At 24.8% G+C, this 20,786-nt stretch carries 18 protein-coding genes; 7 read left to right on the top strand and 11 right to left on the bottom strand.

What is annotated here, in order from left to right:
* Positions 1 to 7: 7 nt before the first annotated feature.
* Together tsaB and tsaE are read right to left on the bottom strand one after the other, a co-directional pair.
* Positions 8 to 574 carry a tRNA (adenosine(37)-N6)-threonylcarbamoyltransferase complex dimerization subunit type 1 TsaB gene (gene tsaB, locus AACL15_RS00950; protein WP_339034447.1) on the bottom strand — a complete coding sequence of 189 codons (567 nt, stop codon included), beginning with the start codon at positions 572 to 574 and terminating at the stop codon, positions 8 to 10.
* Positions 575 to 991, bottom strand: coding sequence for a tRNA (adenosine(37)-N6)-threonylcarbamoyltransferase complex ATPase subunit type 1 TsaE (gene tsaE, locus AACL15_RS00945; RefSeq protein WP_339034445.1), 417 nt, complete (start codon positions 989 to 991; stop codon positions 575 to 577).
* A 66-nt stretch (positions 992 to 1,057) separates the two neighbouring features.
* Here tsaE and AACL15_RS00940 point away from each other — a divergent pair, with 66 nt between their 5' ends.
* Together AACL15_RS00940 and AACL15_RS00935 are read left to right on the top strand one after the other, a co-directional pair.
* Positions 1,058 to 2,041 (top strand): NAD(P)/FAD-dependent oxidoreductase, encoded by a 984-nt coding sequence (locus tag AACL15_RS00940; protein WP_339034443.1) that lies wholly within the window; start codon positions 1,058 to 1,060, stop codon positions 2,039 to 2,041.
* Between the two features lie 51 nt (positions 2,042 to 2,092).
* Positions 2,093 to 3,271, top strand: a complete 1,179-nt coding sequence (locus AACL15_RS00935; protein WP_339034441.1) for a hypothetical protein — start codon at positions 2,093 to 2,095, stop codon at positions 3,269 to 3,271.
* Positions 3,272 to 3,298: 27 nt separating this feature from the next.
* On the opposite strand, the gene AACL15_RS00930 is transcribed toward AACL15_RS00935, so the two are convergent.
* From AACL15_RS00930 to AACL15_RS00920, 3 genes are read right to left on the bottom strand one after another with little or no spacing between them, the layout of a single operon-like run.
* Positions 3,299 to 5,416 (bottom strand): hypothetical protein, encoded by a 2,118-nt coding sequence (locus AACL15_RS00930; protein ID WP_339034439.1) that lies wholly within the window; start codon positions 5,414 to 5,416, stop codon positions 3,299 to 3,301.
* Entirely contained in the window at positions 5,379 to 8,189 is a 2,811-nt protein-coding gene (locus AACL15_RS00925; RefSeq protein WP_339034437.1) for a hypothetical protein, read from the bottom strand. Before AACL15_RS00925 ends, AACL15_RS00930 begins: the two co-directional genes overlap by 38 nt.
* A gap of 31 nt (positions 8,190 to 8,220) precedes the next feature.
* Positions 8,221 to 8,910, bottom strand: coding sequence for a hypothetical protein (locus AACL15_RS00920; protein WP_339034435.1), 690 nt, complete (start codon positions 8,908 to 8,910; stop codon positions 8,221 to 8,223).
* A gap of 857 nt (positions 8,911 to 9,767) precedes the next feature.
* Here AACL15_RS00920 and AACL15_RS00915 point away from each other — a divergent pair.
* The 4 genes from AACL15_RS00915 (at position 9,768) to AACL15_RS00900 (ending at position 12,851) form a co-directional block, all read left to right on the top strand.
* The gene (locus AACL15_RS00915) at positions 9,768 to 10,316 is read left to right on the top strand and encodes a hypothetical protein (protein ID WP_339034433.1); all 549 of its coding nucleotides are present in this window, start codon (positions 9,768 to 9,770) and stop codon (positions 10,314 to 10,316) included.
* Between the two features lie 733 nt (positions 10,317 to 11,049).
* Positions 11,050 to 11,601, top strand: a complete 552-nt coding sequence (locus AACL15_RS00910) for a hypothetical protein (protein WP_339034432.1) — start codon at positions 11,050 to 11,052, stop codon at positions 11,599 to 11,601.
* 701 nt (positions 11,602 to 12,302) lie between these two features.
* Complete coding sequence (locus AACL15_RS00905) at positions 12,303 to 12,446, top strand: hypothetical protein (protein ID WP_339034430.1); 144 nt, start codon at positions 12,303 to 12,305, stop codon at positions 12,444 to 12,446.
* 9 nt (positions 12,447 to 12,455) lie between these two features.
* Positions 12,456 to 12,851, top strand: coding sequence for a hypothetical protein (locus AACL15_RS00900; protein ID WP_339034428.1), 396 nt, complete (start codon positions 12,456 to 12,458; stop codon positions 12,849 to 12,851).
* Positions 12,852 to 12,943: 92 nt separating this feature from the next.
* Here AACL15_RS00900 and gpmI read toward each other — a convergent pair whose 3' ends face one another.
* From gpmI to AACL15_RS00875, 5 genes are all read right to left on the bottom strand, one after another.
* Positions 12,944 to 14,530: a 2,3-bisphosphoglycerate-independent phosphoglycerate mutase gene (gene gpmI / locus AACL15_RS00895; protein ID WP_339034426.1), complete on the bottom strand. Its 1,587-nt coding sequence runs from the start codon at positions 14,528 to 14,530 to the stop codon at positions 12,944 to 12,946.
* A gap of 2 nt (positions 14,531 to 14,532) precedes the next feature.
* On the bottom strand, positions 14,533 to 15,351 hold the full coding sequence (locus tag AACL15_RS00890) for an HAD family hydrolase (RefSeq protein WP_339034424.1): 819 nt from the start codon (positions 15,349 to 15,351) through the stop codon (positions 14,533 to 14,535).
* Between the two features lie 9 nt (positions 15,352 to 15,360).
* Positions 15,361 to 16,110, bottom strand: coding sequence for a triose-phosphate isomerase (tpiA, locus tag AACL15_RS00885; RefSeq protein WP_339034422.1), 750 nt, complete (start codon positions 16,108 to 16,110; stop codon positions 15,361 to 15,363).
* A gap of 92 nt (positions 16,111 to 16,202) precedes the next feature.
* On the bottom strand, positions 16,203 to 16,928 hold the full coding sequence (nagB, locus tag AACL15_RS00880) for a glucosamine-6-phosphate deaminase (RefSeq protein ID WP_339034420.1): 726 nt from the start codon (positions 16,926 to 16,928) through the stop codon (positions 16,203 to 16,205).
* Positions 16,929 to 16,956: 28 nt separating this feature from the next.
* Positions 16,957 to 17,682, bottom strand: a complete 726-nt coding sequence (locus tag AACL15_RS00875; RefSeq protein ID WP_339034418.1) for a hypothetical protein — start codon at positions 17,680 to 17,682, stop codon at positions 16,957 to 16,959.
* A gap of 127 nt (positions 17,683 to 17,809) precedes the next feature.
* Here AACL15_RS00875 and AACL15_RS00870 point away from each other — a divergent pair, with 127 nt between their 5' ends.
* The gene (locus AACL15_RS00870) at positions 17,810 to 19,168 is read left to right on the top strand and encodes an FAD-dependent oxidoreductase (protein ID WP_339034416.1); all 1,359 of its coding nucleotides are present in this window, start codon (positions 17,810 to 17,812) and stop codon (positions 19,166 to 19,168) included.
* Between the two features lie 47 nt (positions 19,169 to 19,215).
* On the opposite strand, the gene AACL15_RS00865 is transcribed toward AACL15_RS00870, so the two are convergent.
* Complete coding sequence (locus tag AACL15_RS00865; RefSeq protein ID WP_339034414.1) at positions 19,216 to 20,778, bottom strand: formate--tetrahydrofolate ligase; 1,563 nt, start codon at positions 20,776 to 20,778, stop codon at positions 19,216 to 19,218.
* Positions 20,779 to 20,786: the final 8 nt, after the last annotated feature.

Below are 20,786 nucleotides of genomic sequence, written 5' to 3'. Positions count from 1 at the left end.
CCTTTTCTTATATAAAATTTTTTATATACAGTGGTTTAATATCTTCCAAATTTTTTATTTCAACAAAAAATGACTTAGTTTCAAAATAGCACTTTTTAAAATCAATATCCTTATAATCTGTAACTAAACTAAAATCTGAAAATTGTTTTTGAAAATCTTCAAGATATTCAAAAGGTAATAATTGATCTTCAATAATATTTTTACCATTATCATAAATTCCTAAATATATTTTAGCTCCCCTTGCATCTAATATACTTATGGTTTTATTATTACCAGCTTGAAATGCTAATGAGGATAAAGTAAATACATTAAATTTCTCATTTAAAGTTTTCAATGTTTTTACAATAGTAATAGCCACTCTTACACCTGTGTAACTTCCAGGACCCTTTATTGCATATAAATTCTCTATTTCTTTTATTGTTAAGTTATTTTTATTTAAAAAACTATCAAGTTGATTCAATACAATATCACTTACTCTTATTTGATTGTCTAAAAATAAAGTATCAATGACTTTATTATTTTTTTCTAAAATGATAATTAATTTATTATTACTAGTATCTAAAAAAAGATTCATTTAATTGTTCTCCTCTATAGAAAAAATTCTTTTGGTTTCAGAAATTATTTCAATTGATATTTTTATCACATTAAAATATCTAAAATAATCAATTGCTAAATTTTGACTTCATTCAACTATATTAAAGGAATTAAACATTTCTTCTAAATACATTTCACAATCTTCTTTTGGAGTTAACCTATAAGCGTCAATATGATTTATTTTTAATTTATCAATTTGATACTGGTGCATTATTGTAAAAGTTGGTGAAGTCACCAATTCTTTTAATCCCATTGCTTTAAGCAAATATTTACTAAACGTAGTCTTTCCAGAACCCATTTCTCCCTCAAGAATTAAGCAACTATTTTCCTTAATTTTGGGCAAAATTAAATTAATAACTGTAGTTAATTCATCAAGATTGCAAATTTCTAATCTCATTTAGCAATACTCCTTTGCCTATATGTATATATGATATAATGAATTTGCACTATTTTGGAGGTAATTATGGTTAAAGATATTTTAATAATTGGCTGTGGTTCTGCGGGACTATATGCTTGAAAAATGGCAGCCGAATTAAAATTAACTGGAGATATAATTGAATCAAAAGACACATATGGTGGTCAAGTTAGTACCTATTATCCAGAAAAATATATTTATAATTTTCCAGCAATTCCAAAAATTCAAGCGCAAGAAGCTATGGATCAAATGTATGAAGCAATTAAAAAAGAAGATAATGAAATTATGGCAATTTATAATACCTATGTTTTAGAAATAAATATAATAAAACCAGAAGAAATTGGCCATGATAATTGATTTGAAGTTAAATTTTCTAATAAAAAAAAGAAAAAATATAAAAGAATTCTTTTTACAGATGGAATGGGCTTATCTAAACCAATACCACTGGTTAAAAAAGATTATGATAATATATTTTATTCAATTACAAATATGAGTGCTTTTAAAGACCATAATGTATTAATTTTTGGTGGAGGTGACTCATCACTTGATTGAGCAAATGAACTTAGCAATAATATTGCTAAATCAGTTACTATAATTCACAGAAGAGAAGAATTTAGAGCAAAACCAGCAAGTATTGAAGAGGCACAAAAAAATAATGTTGTATTTTTAACACCATATAATTTTGTTAAAATTTTAGAGCATAATAAAGATATTGCAAAGAAAATAAAAATAAGCAATATTAATACAAATGAGGAGTTAGATCTAGAATTTGACTCAATTATTGTTCAATTTGGACAAACAATTGAGAAGCAAAAATTTGAAAATTTAAAATTAAATATAAATAATTTAAATAGATTTGAAGTAGATTATACTATGCAAACTAATGTAGTTGGAATTTATGCAGCTGGTGATTGTTGCATTTATCCTACAAAAGTTAGAAACTTAGTTTCTGGAGTTTATGAATCTATGCAAGCAGTTATACATATTGAAAAAACTTTAAAAAATAGAAAAGTTGTAAATAATGGTTGATAAAAAATAAAAATTTAATGTTCAATAATAATTTAATTAGAGGTAGAGAATAAAATGAAAAACAGAATGAAAATAATAGCATGATATATCTTTTTTATTTATTTTTTTGCTTTTTTAATGCTCTCTGCAACTATGGCTCAGATTGATCCTGCACCTAGATATCATATTTTCGCATGATGAAATAAGATTTTTGCAGATATGGCTTTTTGAACTACGCAAACAAACTGAATGTTTTTTATATTCTTTTTATTTGTTGCTTTAAATGGAAAATGGGGTTTATGAAAACCAGGAAAAGTTGCCTGAATTAATTTTTTAAGTTATTTTACTTTAACAATGGTGCTCTTTTGGTCTGCTTTATCAGGTTCAAAAGAATATCCATTAGTACTATGATCTAATCAATATAATACTTTTATTAAATGATTTATTACAGTTACTACACATCTTGTAACATATTTAATTGCTATGGGTTACTATTTTTTTATAGTAAAAAGAGAACAAGTTGATATAAAAAGTTGATATAAAAAAAATTTATTAATAGGTTGAATATATCCAATGTTTTATTTATTTTTTGTTTTAATTAGAATGCTGATAATGAATAATTTAGGTACTGAGCATTTTATTATGCAAACTCCAAATAGTGAAATTATTTGGATTCAGGAAAACCATGAATGAGTTTTAGATTTATCTGTTAGTGTTCTGTCAACCCCCTATTTTTTCTTTAACCCATTTGTTCTTAATGGATTAGAACTTATTGTAATTGGTTCTATAGGTTGTTTACTTTTAATTACTTTGTGTCAATATTTATTAATATGAATTAATAATACTTTTTTAAAAGAAAAAAAAGTAACTAAAAATAAAGAGATAATTATTTTATCTCAACAAGAAAAAATAATTGCTTATTCAAAAATTTTTCTGGGTTTAATTTTTATCTCAACTTCAATTTATAAGTTAACAATATTTTCAAATTATAACTTCAGTGAAAAAGACAATGAATTATATTATATAGCATATATTCTCTTATACTTATTCTCATTGGGAACTAATCTCATAATGACAATAGTTACAATATTAAAATTGCTTAAAATATATGAAAATAAAAATATTGAATTCGTCTCATCAGCTTTTTCAGGTTTCTTTTTAATACATATTTATTTTTTATCTTTAATAATTCTTATTCCTATTATCTTTGAAAGAGTTACAGAAAATAAAAAAAGTTTGTTACTCAATAAATAACAAACTTTTTTAGATAAAAATTTAAAATTAATTCAAAACTCGCTTTTTAGTATCAATTTTAAGTAAGATTTTATCAATAGCTGAATTAATATCATTGTTATAAAAAATTACACTAATTTCTTCTCCAGTTAAAGAATCACTATAAGTATACATATATTTATCAATTGATGTTTTATTTACATCACCATTGACTCTAGCATTTGAAAGAGCTGCTTTTAAAGCCATTTCCTGAGAAGCATAATAAATGTAACTATTAGTTTTTATATCTTTTAATTTATAAACTAAATACCTTCCATCGGAAATAATTGAATCATAAGACTTTTTAACATTATTTCATGACTCTATCTCTTTTTTATGTGTCATTTTTGACTGTAATGAGATTGTACTTTTTAATGCCCTAATTGCTTCTTCTTCTGAATTTCCACTCTCTATTGATTGACCAAAAACATCATAAGCAATATATCTTTTTTTAAGACTCAGGTTACTTTGTAAAAATTGCTTTTCTCTGGCTTCTTCATAACTATCTGCAAGTAATTTACCATCTGGACTAGATAAATCTGGTGTTGAACCATATGAATATTTTAAAACAGTATTAAATTTTCCTTGTAATTGTAGAAAATTATCTAATTGTTCTCTTGTTGCATAAAATTCAGGTTTTAATTGATATTTATTTTCTCCATCCACTATTACTGGCTTTTTTAATATATCATTTTTCACAATTAATCAATCATAATAACTTTGAATTAATGAGAAACTTGTTCCTTTAGCATAATTTATATCATACATTAAATCCTTATAGACACTGCCATCAATATTTTTTATATAATTCTCATTTAAAATATCAGCATAATCTACATATTTATTATCATTTCCTCTAAAATTTGTTAAATTTTTTTGAAAATATTCTTCGAATCAAGCATCATACATAAAAGTTTTATCCTCTCTAGTAGATTCATGAATTGAGTATCTTTGATTTAAATTACCTAATGATTCAATTAACTGACCTTTACTTGAATCATAATAAGTGTTTATTTTAGAGATTGTTTTATCTTCATAATTATAATTATCAAAACTGGGCTTATTAAAGCCACCCCCATAGCTTCATTTAGGAACTAATTTAATAGTTGCATTATATATTTTATTATCATTTGGTTTTTTTAATCTAAAGTTTCTATATCAATACTCTCTTCCAACGCCTAAAGATCCTTCACTGTCTTTTGATCATTTTGAAGCATCTTTAAAATCTTGAATCATTTGAGTTTTAGAATTATATTTATCTGCAAAAATTATTGATGGTTGTTGCCCTTTATAATAAATGTTTTGTTTTTCACCTTCAAAAGATATTCTTATCTCATTTTTTTCTTTAATTGTAAACTGAAGTGAGTTAACATATTCCATTTTAGAAATATTATAATAATAACTATCCAAGAAATTTTCCTTAAGCTCTCTTTTCATTTTTTTATAAAGTATTTCCTTATTTCCATATTCAACAATTGGTTGTAATAAACTTTGTCCTTCTAAATTAGTAGTTTTATTTACAAAATAACCTTCTTCAAAGTTTTTCAAAAGATTATTAATATCTTTTATATTAAAGGCATTATAATATTTATTATTATATTGATAGTAAAGAGATTTATTAATTTTCATATTATTTTTTTGATTTATTTTTGCTTCTTCTGGAGAGTCAAATCATTCTTCTTGATCATAGCTATATTTTTGCCTTACAAGGCCACCATGAGTATAAGTTTCTAAAGCAGCATCACTTGTTTTTGCAATATTTCCAAAGGCATCTCTATAAACTGGAGCAAATTTATCCATGTCTATATCATAAATTTTATTTTCATCTAAAGTCATATGTTCATAATCTTTAATTATTTTACTAGGATTAGACGAGGTAAATTCACTTTCCACTATAGAATTAGATAAAATATATTCATTTAAAGATTCTTGACTTGTAAAAATTTTGTTATCATATTCACTATAAATTTGATTTCCTAAATAGACTTTATTTTCTTCAATATCTTTTCTTAAGAAATTTACTAGCTCTTCCTTGTTTGATGTGTTATTTTCAAAATTTGTAATACCAGCAACTGAAGCTGCTGAAAAATTAGTTATAGCGCAAGCTGTTAAAATGTATTTTAGCATTTTGTTTTTTACCCCTTTCCATTAAATCATTTTTTTCATAAACAATTTCTATTTGTTTATCAACTCATTGTTCTAAACTTTTCTCATTTAAAAATTCAATTCCCTTAAATGTATAAGTTTTTTCTTCTCTGTTTGATGTATAAACTTCATAGTTTACTTTTTTATCTAAATAGTTTAAAGCTTCTAAATATGATCTAAAGTATTTTTTTTGACCATAAAAATTCATTTCATAAATACTAAAATCATAACCATCATTTTCTTTTAAATCATAATAGTAACTACTTTCAATTAAATCTGTATTCATAATTGATTTAGATTCAATAACTTGATTATTTCTAATGAAATCTTGTATTTCTTTTTTTGATTCCTTTATAACTTTATTATTATTCATTTCATAACTATAAACTTCCTTATAATTAGAAAAATCATCTGCTTTTCGTTCTAATTCCTGAATAGCCATTTGTTTTGATTCATATCCACCACCAAAGCCATCCAAATAATATTCTTTTCCATTTTCCTTATAATATTTATCAAATAAACTTCTAATATATTTTTCTTTTTCTTCTGCCAATCTTTTTTCATAATCATAACTTGATATACATCCATTTGAAGAAGAATTTCCTTGACATATACTTGGAAGATTCAAGATATAATTATTATCTTTACTAATAACTGAAGTTAAAAGTTGTTTTGTTTCAAGATAATTTTCTGGTTTTTTATAAATTGAGTATTTTAAATCTTCAATAGCTTTATTCTTATCTTTATAATATTGACCATTAAATTCATATAGTTCTTTAATTTCTTTTCCATCTCTTGAAGGAGAAAAATATTTTAAAGGTGCATCATTCAAAGTATGAATATTTTGATCTTTTACTTTACCAAAAGATATATTTAATAAAGGTATTTTAAATGTTGGTTCAAAATAAAACAGGGACTGATTACTATCTAATTTTGCTTCATATGTTTTTAAACTTACGAAACTAAACATTTGACCTAAATTTCAAGCAGCAGAAACTAACTGAGCAAGAGCTAATGGAGAAAATCTAAATCTAGATTCCGAAAGATTTAGTCCCATGGCCTTAGTAAATTCATCATTATTATCAACTAAAGCATTAGTTATCATATCTGTATTTCTTTTTGTGCTTTGTTGAAAATTTTGATCACTTTTATTTTGGCTTTTTTGTAAATCCTTTACACCATCTTTTGCTTGCTTAATTGCTCCAGTAAAATTTCCCATTGTATCCATAGCAGTATCAATTCCTCTAAAAATTTTCTCTGATATATCTCATAAGAGTTTCTTAGATCCACCATCATTAAAGAAATTTGAAGTATTTAAAAATAAACTATAAATATCATCGAATGAAATACTTTCATCCAACAATATATTTGCACCGTCTTCATCATCATTAACATCAATGAAATTATTCATAAATTCTTTTTGAGAATTTAAAATCTCTACAATAATTTCTTTTATAATTTTTTCAAGATCTTTTGTTTTTACTCTAAGTTCATATACTTTTGATAAATCTAGAAATCTTTTAAAAGATACTAATAACCTATAAAAGTCACTAAAATCATTATCTTTTACCTCATTCAGACCATAAGATAGATCCTCCCTTAGATTTTCAGAAATTGAACCATAGAAGTCAAGCTCAAAAGAATCTAATAATTTACTATCTAAGTTTAAACTATTAAACGTATTTTTTAAATATTTTAACATTTCATAGTCACTTTCAATCGGTTCTTTTATTAAAGAATCTAATACAATAGTCGTAATTCCCGCAAAAACTCATCCTGTTATGGGTAACATTAATGCATTAATGTCATAAGATTTAATTGGCTTAAATTCTGCTACAGACGAAATATTTTCTTTACTCTCAAAATATTTTGGACCTACAAAATAACTAAGACTACTTCTACTATTTTGTGTAACTCAATAAGATGATTTATCTGCATTTAATACGGGTTGAATATTTTTATCAATTATTTCCCCATCTAAATCTCTCATTGCATCTAAAAATTCAATGTAATTTAAGTTTGAAAAGTCTTTTCCTTGATATTCAAATCCTTTTGAAATATTATTTCTTAATCAAAAGTTAATTTGTTCTTCTGTTTGACACATTCCACCTTGTTCATAACAAATAGTTTTTGATTCATTTTCTTCTAAATTTTTTAATTTAACATTTAAATAGTGCTCTCTTGCACTAAAAATATTATCATATTGTTGTCCATCAATTTCATAATTTAATTTAAAATCATTGATATAAGTTTCTTGTGCATCTTCTTTTGAAGAATACGTTAAATCATTATTTCCTTTATAAATTCTTTGAGTTTTCTCATTATTACTAGTTTTAACTAATCCAGATAACTCTCCTGAATTATTAATTAGATAATCATTTGGGTTTCTCTTAGTTGTAGTATCATTTAAGTGAAACTTATTTTTAATATACAAGTCTAACTCATCTTTAGTATTAAAAATTTCATCATCAAATATGTATATATTACTTTCAAAAGAGTAGTTATTATTAAAAGAATTTAATTTTGAATAATCATATATCTCTTCTTTTGAATTAAAATAGTTATTATCAAACTTAAAGTAAATTGGTTGTTCCAAATTATTTTTTAAAATCAAAGGTAATGATATGCCCAATGATATAGATGAAAATAAACCAATTATTGAGCTTGTTAATAATATTTTTTTTATTTTAGCCTCTTTTGACTTAGAAAACAATCTATCAACAAACTTTTTTATACTATTTTCTTTATTTTTCATTTTTTTAATTTTCCTTTCAAAATTATAATATTTAAAAAAAAAGAAAATACAATATTTTTTGTAGATAATAACCGACTATATATGTAAATAACAAGAATGCGATAGCCTGAGTTTGCAATATTTGCAAGCTGTTTTTTCTATTTATATTATATTTAAAATCATGATTTAAATTTCACATTTCCACAAAATTTGCGAACTTATTATGAAAATCTTCCATTGAAGTGAATTCATTACTATATTGTTTATAAAATTTATTTTTCACTCATCCATTAAGTGATTCGGTTGGAGCATTATGTTTAAAACCCGCTTCAGACATAGAATGAGTTAAAAAATTACTATTCTCATTAATGAAACTAAATATCATTTTATTTGCAAATGCTGTGCCTCTATCTGTTTGTATTAAAAATTTAGATATTGAGAGGTTCTTAACATAATTTTTAATTTTATTAAAAACCTTAAAAGCATTATTACTATTTTCTGTTCTATCAAAGAAATAAGAGACCATATTATTATTAGATCAGTTGTATCCAAAAATGACAACTTGATTTTCTAATACTCCTTTGATTCTTATTTTCATATGGCTTCCATCAACTCCAATAACATTTTCCTTTTTAAAATTATTCATAACTAAATCTTTTCTAATGTAATTATTGTTTTTATTGATGCCTATGTTAGTTCTCTTATTTCTTTGAAAAGTAGGCATTTTAAATATATTCTCCATTCAAATTTTCTTATTTCTCTAATTGAAATATTTAGATTGTAAGTTTCCAGAATTCATTTACTAATCATATTAGCCCCTGAAACAAAACCTTTAAAAGCTTTGAGGTATTGTTCAATATAAAAAGTAACATTTTTTAAAACTTTTCTTTAAAAAAATGAAAAAATAGGTAATAATAATTTTTATTGGTGATATCAGAACAAATCTTCTTTTAAATTTTGAATAATCTTGTTTAAATACTTAAAAGAAATTAATTTATTAGTTCCCATTCCATATAAAGCTTCAAATTTCATATTATACAAAAATAATGCTTATAAATTTTTGTCTTTTTTATCTGAATTAAATCGTTCTTGCTCATTTTCATCATGTTGATGATTATTTCCAATGCCAAGAAGGAATGGACTTTTTCAAAATTTTATATCTTGCATTTAAAAGTAGTACTAATTCATTTGACTCCTTTAATCTAGCTATTTCTTTTTCATAATTTTTCATACTTTTATCTTTAAAATCTTTTTCAATTTATTTGCCATTATACTAAGTTCCTTACAAAAGTTAGTATTATTATAGTTTAAATTTGAGTATTTTCTGATTTATAAATAAACTAATTGTACTCCAGAAGTTAAATTATATTCTACTACTAATTTTTTGATGTGTGACCTTGATTAAACTTTTTGCAACCTCTATTTTTAATGCTTTACTTTTTTTGTTTTAATTTTTTTCTTTAAAAAAACCAGCCTTAAACTTCCGATAAACTTGGTTATTTTTTTCTATATTACTTATTACTCATGAAAAGAATAAAGAAAATATAATATTTTTTACAAAACAAAGATTTTATTGTAAAATTTAAAAAGAGGTGAATTATGAAAAAATTATTATTAACTTTATCTTCAATTTCATTAACAGTTATTCCCAGTTTAAATATTATTAGCTGTCAAACTAAAAATGATGATGAAGACTACTTTATACCAACTGAGCAACCAAAAAACATTGAAGAAATTGAAGAAAGTGCAAAAATAGCAACAGATAAGTCTGAAGATTTTAAAATTAATTTAGAAAAAGAGTGAAGTGAATATAAAATAAAAATTGACTTTGAAAATATGACTGAAGAAGAGCAAGAAATTGAAAGAACCAATTTTAGTTTTAATTCAAATGATCTACAAAAGGATAATATTTATAGATTTTGATTATTAATATATTCTTATAAGGTATTTCAATTTAATGAAGAATATTCAAATGAGTTTAAAACAGATAAAGGGAGAACAGTAAGATTATCAGCAAGAAATAAAAATGAATTTGAAGAAGCATCAAAAATTTTCTTTAATAATAAATACTCAAACAAACAAACAAAAGAACATTTTAATAAAATGTATAATTGAGCAATACAAGATAACCCAAATGTAAGTGAATAATAGATTCTAGTATATAATCTATTAAAAATTTATATGATTAAAAATGAAATAAAATAGTAAGTACAATAAAAAAAATAGTTGTACAATTACATGAATATAATCCTCTATGTATAGAGTTAGGATAAAAAAGTTCTAATATAGTCTATACATAAGAGGATTTTTTTATGAAAAATTTTATAGGAATATATCAAATATCTTATATTTAAAAAATAAATAAAAGATATAAATAATTACAAAATGAATCAACAAAATTAATAGCAATTGGAAAAAATATAATGTCTAATATTCTGTTGCAGAAAATAAGCATTAAGATATGAACAATAAGGAATTGAACTTTTAAAGATGATTTTTTAAAGAAAGCAACACAATCATCCTATTAAAGATAATTAAAAAAAGTAATTCCTAATTTAATTATATGTTTGATTATATTTAGCAAATTATATTATAGAGATATTTAATTATTATAATCCCATCCATGGTTATGCTAAGTCAATATAATTTTGAAGAGTTTTTTAATATTAATTTTTCAAATAAATTAGTTTATAAATATCTAAATCTATGAGGACTAAAATCAAAATTAGAGCAAAAAGATATTTTATAATTAATATTATATGTTTAAAAATACTCTGTAACTTTTTAACTTAGAGTATTTTAATTTATAAATTTTAAAAATTAAAACTCCCTTTTATTGTAAAATAAGGATTTTATTGTAAAATTTAAAAAGAGGTGAATTATGAAAAAACTATTATTAACATTATCTTCTATATCATTAACAGTTATGCCCAGTTTAAATATAATTAGTTGTAACACTACTAAAGATGATGAAGACTACTTTATACCAACTGAACAACCTAAAAGTATTGAAGAAATTGAAAAGAGTGTAAAAACTGCAGTAAGTAAGTCTGACAATTTCAAGACTAATTTTGAAAAAGAATGAAGTGAATATAAAATAAAAATTGACTATGAAAACATGACAGAGGAAGAACAAGAGAAAGAGTGAATGAATTATAATCTTAACTCTATTAACACACAAAAAGATAGCATTTTTAGATTTTGAAAATTAGTATATGCTTATAAGGTATTCCAATTTAATGAAAACTATTCAGAGGAACTTGAAATTGATAATGGAACAAAAATTATTTTTTCAGCAGTAAGTAAAGAGGATTTTATATGACTTTCAGGAGATGTTTTTTTAAATGATAAATACTCAAACAAAAAAACAAAAGACCATCTAAAAAAAATGTATGATTGAGCAATCCAAGATAACCCAAATGTAAGTTATTAGAAATCAAACAAAATAGTAAGTACAATAAAAAAACGCCTATACAATTATATGAATATAATCCTCTATGTCTAGAGTTAGAATAAAAAAATTCTAATATAGCCTATACATAAGAGGATTTTTTTATCAAAGATTTTATAAGAAATATATCAAATATTTTATATTTAAAAAATAAATAAAAGTTATAAATGATTGTACAATAAATCAACGAAGTTAATAGCTATTGGGAAAAAATATAATGTCCAATATTTTGTTGTAAGAAAATAAGCATTAAGATATGAACAATAAGGAGTTGAATTTTTATATATTACATTTTTTCAACAAGGTAACACAATCATCTTATTAGAGATAATTAAAAAAAGATAGGTCCTAATTTAATTATAAGTTTGATCAGATTTAGCAAATTATATTATAGAGATATTTAGTTATTATAATCACATCTATGGTTATGCTAGAGTCAATATAATTTTGAAGTTTTTTTTAATATTAATTTTTCAAATAAATTAGATTATAAATATCTGAAAATATTAGGAGTAAAATCAAAAATTAGAGCAAAAAGATATTTTAAATTTGATACTATATGCTAAAAAAATGCTCTGTAACTTTTTAACTTAGAGTATTTTTAATTTATAAATTTTTAAAATTAAAACTCCCTTTTTTTACAAAACAAAGATTTTATTCTAAAATTTAAAAAGAGGTGAATTATGAAAAAATTATTATTAACTTTATCTTCAATTTCATTAACAGTTATACCAAGTTTAAATATAATTAGTTGCAAAACTACTATAGATGATGAAGACTACTTTATACCAACTGAGCAACCTAAAAGTATTGAAGAAATTGAATAAAGTGCAAAAATGGCAACAGATAAATCTGAAGATTTTAAAATTAATTTGGAAAAAGAATGAAATGAATATAAAATAAAAATTGACTATGAAAATATGACTGAAGAAGAGCAAGAACTTGAAAAAATCAATTTTAGGTTTAATTCAATCAATCTACAAAAGGATACTATTTATAGATTTTGATTAAGAATATATTCTTATAAGGTATTTCAATTTGATGAAGAATATTCAAATGAGTTTGTAACAGACAAAGGGTTAAAAGTAAGATTTTCAGCAAGAAATAAAAATGAATTTGAAGAAAGTGCAAAAAATTTCTTTAATGATAAAGACTCAAACAAAAAAACAAAAGACCATTTAAAAAAAATGTATGATTGAGCAATACAAGATAACCCAAATGTAAGCGAATAATAGATTATAGTACAACCATTGATTCAGTATATAATCTTTTAAAAAGAAAAATAGAAAACCTTATGCGGTTTGTATAAGGTTTTCTATTTTTTTTATTTTTCAATTAATGAAGGTTGGGTCATTTCTTTTGGAGTTTCTACACCCAGAATTTCACATATTGTTGTTGCTACATCAGCAATTGCGGCATCTTTTTTCCTAATTTTAATTGACCTGTCTGTTATTATAATTGGTACTGGCTGACTTGTATGTTTTTTGTTAGGTCCACCTTCTTTATCAATCATAATTTCAGCATTACCATGATCAGCTGTAATAATCATTGTAGAGCCACTTTTTTCACACGCTTGATAAACTCTTTCTAATTGTTTATCTAAAGTTTTTACACCTTTAATTGCTGCTTGTAAATCACCTGTGTGTCCAACCATATCACAGTTAGCATAGTTTAAAACAATTAAGTCAAATTCTTGTGACTCTATTCTTTCAACTAATCTATCAGTAATTTCAACAGCAGACATTTCTGGTTTTAAATCATAAGTTGCAACTTTAGGTGAAGCAATTAAATCTATTGAAGCACCTTTAAGTTTTATTTCCTCTTGTGTTGCTAAACCATTTTTAAAATAATCTTTTCCTCCATCAAAAAAGAAAGTGACATGAGCTATTTTTTCAGTTTCAGCAATTCTTAATTGTTTATAACCCTTTTTACTTAATCATTCACCTAAACCATTGATTACCTCAATTGATTTAAAAGCAATATGATTTGATTTAACTGAATCTGAATATTCCATCATACATAAGAAATATATTTGATCACCTAAGAAAGTTAAATTTTTAAAGTTTGAATCACTTCACGCTTCATAATTTTTATTTGTAAATGTACTTGCCATTTGAATTGCTCTATCTGGTCTAAAGTTTATAAAAACTACTGTATCACTTTTTTTTATAAAACCATTTTCACAAGTTTTATTATAAGCTGGAAAGATACCTTCATCATCTTTTCCTAAATCATATTGAGATTGAATATATTTTACAGGATCTGTAAATGAGTTTTCACAATTTCTATCCACTAATGATTTATACCCCTCTGCAACTCTTTCCATTCTTTTATCTCTATCCATTGAAAAGAATCTTCCTGAAATTGAACCTACTTGTCCAACTTTATATTCTTTAAATAAAGCATTTAATTGTTCTAAGTAATTTAAAGCAACAGTTGGTTTTGTATCTCTTCCATCTGTAAATAAATGAATATAAATTTCTTTAACTCCTGCCTTTGCAGCAGCTTTAAAAGTTGCAAACATATGATTCATATGTGAATGAACTCCACCATCAGAAAATAACCCCATTATATGAAAAGCACTATTTTTATCTAATGAGTTTTTAATTGCCTTTTGAATTTCATCATTTGACTCAAATTTATTATCACTAATTGCTTTATTAATTAGCGTTAATGATTCATACTTAATTCTTCCCGCTCCTAAGTGAATATGACCAACTTCAGAATTCCCCATTTGTCCTTCTGGAAGTCCAACTCATTCACCACTTGCATGAGAACTTGCTCACGGATATTGCTTTTTAAGACTTTCTACAAACTCCATGTTTGCTTGAAAAACAGCATTACCTTCTTGTTGTTCTGCAATTCCTCATCCATCTAATATTGCCAATACTACTGGTTTTTTTGTTTTCATTTTTACTCTCCTAGTATATATTTTTTTATTGCTTTGGCCACAGCACCTTCTAAATTTGTATATTGAGATACTTCAGTTGCCTTTGCCTTAATTTCATCATGTGCATTTGCAGGAGCTATTGATAATCCTGCAAATTTAAACATTGGAACATCATTTGCACCATCACCCATTGCCAAGATTTCTTCTTTTTTAATAGAAAACTTTTTAGATAAAAATTCTAATGCATATTTTTTATTAATTCCTTTTTTAGTAACTTCTCCTGCTAATGAACCCTCTGTTCAAGAAACCTCTAAACCAATTTCTCTTAATTTTTCAACATACTTTTTATTAGTATTCATTGTCAAGATTTTATGACAATCTAACATTTCCATACTTGAATTATAAACTACAGGTTCATAGTCAAAAAAATGAGTTTCATGTTTTAAAACTTTTCCTTTTTCAATTGGCATATTAATATAGCTCAATTTATCATTTACAGTATAAGCTCAAAGTTCTATTTCGTTAAAATCTTTGTCAGTTTTTAAAATTTCAAAAGCTTTAAGAGCTGTTTTTTTATCAATTGGATTTGCATCTATCGCTTTATTCTCTTTTAAATCATAAATTAATGCTCCATTAAAGGCAGCAAAAATAGCTCCATCATTTTTAAAATTAAATAACTCTAATCTATTTAATTTTGTGTGAATTGGTCTTCCAGTTACAAAAACAACTTTTATATTTTTTTCAATGGCTTGATTAATTGGTTCAACATTTTCCATTACAATATCATCTAAAGATTTAAAAGTGGTACCATCCATATCTAAAGCTAAAATTTTATAACTCATATTTATAAATTAACCTTTGTAATTTACTAATCCTAGATAAGAATCTTCAATTAATGATGCACCACCAACTAGTGCTCCATCTATATCTTCTTGTTCTAAAATTTCTTTAATATTTTCTGGTTTAACACTTCCACCATATTGAATTAAAATTTCATCTGCAACTTCTTGATTATAAAGTCCCTTTATAATATCTCTTATTTCCTTGCAAACATTTTGAGCTATTTGCGGAGTTGCAACTTTTCCAGTTCCAATTGCTCAAATTGGTTCATAAGCAATAACTACTTTTTTAGCATCTTGTGCTGATATTCCTGAAAATCCCTTAGTAATTTGATTTTTAACTCATTCAATTGTTTTACCACTTTCATATGTTTTTAAACTTTCTCCACAACATAAAATGGCAGTTATATTTGCTGCTAATAAGCTTTTTGCTTTATTATTTATCATCTCATCAGTTTCACCAAAAAGATCTCTTCTTTCTGAGTGACCAATAACTGCATATTTAATACCTAAATCCTGCAACATTGGAACTGATATTTCACCAGTAAATGCTCCTTCTTTTTCAAAGTAACAATTTTGTGCTGCAATTGCTATATTCTTAGCAACTTTTTGTACATCGCTTAGCATAATTGAAGGCACAGCTATACCTGCAATGATATTTTTATCTACTTTAACTTTCAAATCTACAGCTTTAATAAATTTGATTGCTTGTGAATTTGTTTTAAACATTTTTCAGTTTCCTACAATAATTTTATTTCTCATTTTTATACGCTCCTCTAATGATTACACTATAATTTTACACCATATTATAATGTTGCAAATTAATTAAAATAAAAAACCCCTTAAGAGTTAATTTATTTTAATAACCTAGCAGCTTCATTGTCAATTACTACTGTTACATCTTTGTGATTTAACAAAACTGAACAAGGTCAATTTTTTGATATTGGCCCCTCTACTAAGTTTTTAACAGCTTCTGCTTTTGCTGATCCAGTTGCAATTAAAATGATTTTTTTCGCATTCATAATTGATTTCAAACCCATTGATATTGCTTGAGTTGGTACATCATTTTCATTTTCAAAAAATCTTGAATTTGCTTCAATAGTAGATTTTGTTAATTTAACTATTGAAGTTAACCCCTCAAAGTCACTCCCTGGCTCATTAAACCCAACATGGCCATTAATACCTAAACCTAAAAGTTGTAAATCAATTCCACCCTTTTGAGAAATTAACTCATCATATTTTTCTGCTTCAATATTAGTTTCAATCATTCCACTTGGTACAAAAGTATTTTTATGATCAATATTAATGTGATCAAAAAGTTTATTGTTCATAAAGTATCTATAAGATTGACTATGTTCTGAACTTAATCCTTTATATTCATCTAAATTAAAAGTTGTAACTTTACTTCAATCAATATTTAGTTCTTTTGATTTAACAATAATATTTTCATATGTTGTAATAGGTGAACTTCCTGTTGCTAAACCTAGAACAATATTAGAGTTAGACTTAACTTCATTTAATATTAAATCACTTACAATTTTACCTGCTTCATTGTTATCACTAATTTTTATAATTTTCATAAGTATTTTCTCCTCTTATATTCATATATTAACTAATTTTTGAAATTAATTTATTTCAAAAATCAAAATAATTATATAACCCCTCTGTTGCTTCTAATTTGAGACCTAATCTTGGAATCATTCTTTGCAATAATACATAGGTTAGCAATCTATTTTTTCCTCTAAATAAGTACTTTTTGTTTTTAGTAGAAATGACCACCCCAAATGTTTCAATCGATACATCTAAAATTGAAGAAAATTCAATTTTTTTAAGAACATTTTGATTACTATCAGTTAGAAAAATATTTTGATTTGAAAAATAGCAATCATAAGTTCCTATTAATTGAATCTTTTTTTCATCAGCTTCTGGATTATATTTGTGAATATTTACACTAGTTTGGATTAAATTTATTCTTTCCTTTTTTTCTAATTGAAATCTAACTGGAAATTGCTTTAAGGGTCTTCAGGAATTAAAAACCAACTCTTCCATATCTCTAATAAATCTTTCCTCTTTAGAATTTAAAGTTAGTTCTAATTTTTTTAAATTTCTTTTTAGTTTACCAATAAAACCTTCCGAAAGTTTAAAATTGGCATTTATTCATCTTCAAAGAATTCAATGCTTAAAATAAGTAAATGTATTTTTATCATTTATTTTCTTCTCAACTCTTTTAATAAATCACTTTGATTTTCTAGAAAGATTATTCTCATCAAAATACTTAATAAAACCTGATCTTTTTAGATAATAGCTTATATCTCCATTTACTCTTAAAAACATTTTTACCACCTTTTATTTAAAAAATTATTTATATTCATTTTATTTCAAAGAAATTATTCCAATTCTTTTAAAATTGCTACATTATTCATATATTATTATAATGTAAAAAGATTAAGGAGCAAAAAAAATGAAAACAATAGTAATTGGAACTAATCATGCTGGAACAACAGCAGTTAGAACTTTAAGAAGATTAGATAAAAACATGGAAATTACAACTTATGATCAAAATGATAACATATCATTTCTAGGTTGTGGAATCGCTTTATGAGTTAGAGGAGAAGTAAAGGACCCAAATGGCTTATTTTATGCTTCACCTGAAATTCTAGAAAGTGAAAATATTAATGTTAAAATGCAACATCAATGAATTGGTATGGATGCAAAGAAAAAAACAATTAGAGTAAAAAACTTAAAAACAGGAGAAGAATTTGATGATAATTACGACAAATTAGTAATAGCATCAGGTACATGACCAATATTCCCTCCAATTGAAGGAATTGATTTGGAAGGTGTTCAAATTTGTAAGAATTTCCACCATGCCAAAGTTATTAAGGCGGCTAATGATAATCCTGCAATTAAAAAAGTTGCTGTTGTTGGAGCTGGATATATCGGAGTTGAATTAGTAGATGCTTTTGTTGAAAACAAGAAAAAGGTATCATTAATCGATATTGCAGATAGAATTATGCCAGTTTATTATGATAGTGAGTTTACTGGATTAGTAGAAGAAACAATGAAGGAAAAAGGAGTTAACTTAGCTCTTGGACAAAAAGTTGTTAAATTTGAAGGAAAAAACGGAAAAGTAACTAAAGTTATTACAGACAAAGGTGAAATTGAAGTTGATTACGTAGTATTCTCTGTTGGAGTTATTCCTCAAACACAATTATTAAAAGGTGTAATTGATCTTGATGAAAGAGGAGCAATTAAAACAAACGAATTTATGCAATCTTCTAACAAAGATATCTATGCAGTTGGTGACTGTGCTCAGGTTTACAACTGTTCAATGAAAAAAGATACTCAAATCGCATTAGCAACTACTGCTGTAAGAACTGGTATCCTAGCAGCTGCTAACATTACTCAAGGAAATAAATTGAAAAGTCCAGGATTCACTGGAGCAAATGGAATTGAAGTATTTGGATGAAAAATGGCTTCAGTTGGTATTTCTATGGAAGCATGTAAACGCTTTGGACTTGATGTAGAAGAAGTTATGTTTAAAGATTCTGATAGACCCGAATTTATGTCAACTTATAAAGATGTATGAATTAAAATTATTTGAGAGAAAAAATCAAGAAGAATTATTGGGGCACAGGTTGCTTCTGTAAATAATCATACAGAAGTTATGTATATGTTTGCTTTAGGAATTCAAAAAGGACTTACAATTGATGAATTACCATTAGTTGATATCTTCTTCTTGCCTCACTTTAACAAACCATATAATTTTATTACATTAGCTAGTTTAGAAGTATTAGGATTAAATTATTTCAAAAAATAATTTATAAATAGTAAAAAAATGGAATTTTAAATTCCATTTTTTTACTTCTATTTCAATCCTAAAACTACACCATTTTGCAAATCAATATCTTTTGAGTTTGGAGTTTTATTTAATCCAGGCATGCTCATAACATTATTGGTATAAACCAAAATAAATTTAGCTCCACTATTTACAATTATATCCTCCACAATAATTTTATAGTTTTTTAGTTTACCATCATTTCCATCAATTGAATTTGCTGATTTAACCATACATACTGGAAGATTTTTATATACTGTTTTATTAATAGATTTTATTTTTTCTTGAGCTTTTTTGCTAATTTCAAAATCATTCAAATAATAAAAATTGTTAATTATTTTTTTTATTTTTTCTTCAATTTTTTCATTCTCTTTAATTAAAATTTTAAAATTTTGTTTGATATCACAAATTTCAACTACTTTTCTAGCCAAGGCTTGCGCCCCTACTGCTCCCTTAATATAAGCTTCATTCATTTCTCATAAATAGTTATTATCATCCAATCATTTTTTTAATTGCTCCAATTGCTCTAAACTATCATTTTCAATAAAATTTATTGCAACAATTAAATTTAAATTATATTGGCTAACATGTTTTAAATGTTTTTCTAAATGATCAAAATTATTTTCAAAATCTTTGTGCAAATTTAGTGCTCTTAAAGTGACAACCATTACTGTACAATCTGGAATTAAGTCATTATCTTGATTTATTACATCGATATACTTTTCAAATCCTAAATCACTGCCAAACCCTGATTCAACAATACAATAATCTCCTAAATTTAATGCTAAATTTGTTGAAATAATTGAGTTTGTTCCTGTGGCGATGTTTGCAAAGGGACCACAGTGAATTAAAGCTGGAGTATCATATTTTGTTAAAACTAAATTTGGTTTAATTGCATTTTTTAAAATAGCCATTAGAGACCCTGTAATTTTTAATTGTTTTAAAAATATATCGTTTCCTTCTAAATCATAGGCAATAAGAGAGTTATCTAATCTAATTCTTAAATCTTCTAAACTTTTAGATAAGCTTAAAATTGTCATAATATTACTTGCTGCAGTTATTGTAAATTGTTCTTTTCTAGAAACTTTACTACTTATTTTAATATCAACATTTCTTAAAGCTCTATCATTTAAATCTAAGCATCTTTTTCATATAACTTGATTTGGATCAATTTTAATATCACTTTTTCAATAAATTTCAGAATCTATCTGTGCTGAGATTAAATTATTTGCTGTAGTAATAGCATGAATATCTCCAGTAAAGTGCAAGTTAATTTCATCCATTGGAATAACTTCGCTTTCTCCTCCACCAGTTGCAGTCCCTTTTCTACCAAATACTGGCCCCAAACTAGGTTCTCTAAGAGCTAAAATTACATTTTTACCAATATCGTTCATGCCATCAGCTAAACCAATTGCTGTCGTTGTTTTACCTTCTCCTGCTGGAGTAGGATTTATTGAAGTCATTAATATTAACTTTCCCTTTTTATTATTCATATATTTCTCATAGTTAATTTTTACAATATTTTTGCCATAAAAATCAAAATCTTTTTGATTAATTTTTAGCTTATTTAATACTTTTAAGATTTTTTCCATTATAATCA

Source organism: Spiroplasma endosymbiont of Cantharis rufa, assembly GCF_964019665.1.
Taxonomy (GTDB): Bacteria; Bacillota_I; Bacilli_A; order Mycoplasmatales; family Mycoplasmataceae; genus Spiroplasma_A.
The sequence above is the reverse complement of the archived record's forward strand: the minus strand, read 5'-3'. Positions and strand labels throughout refer to the sequence as shown.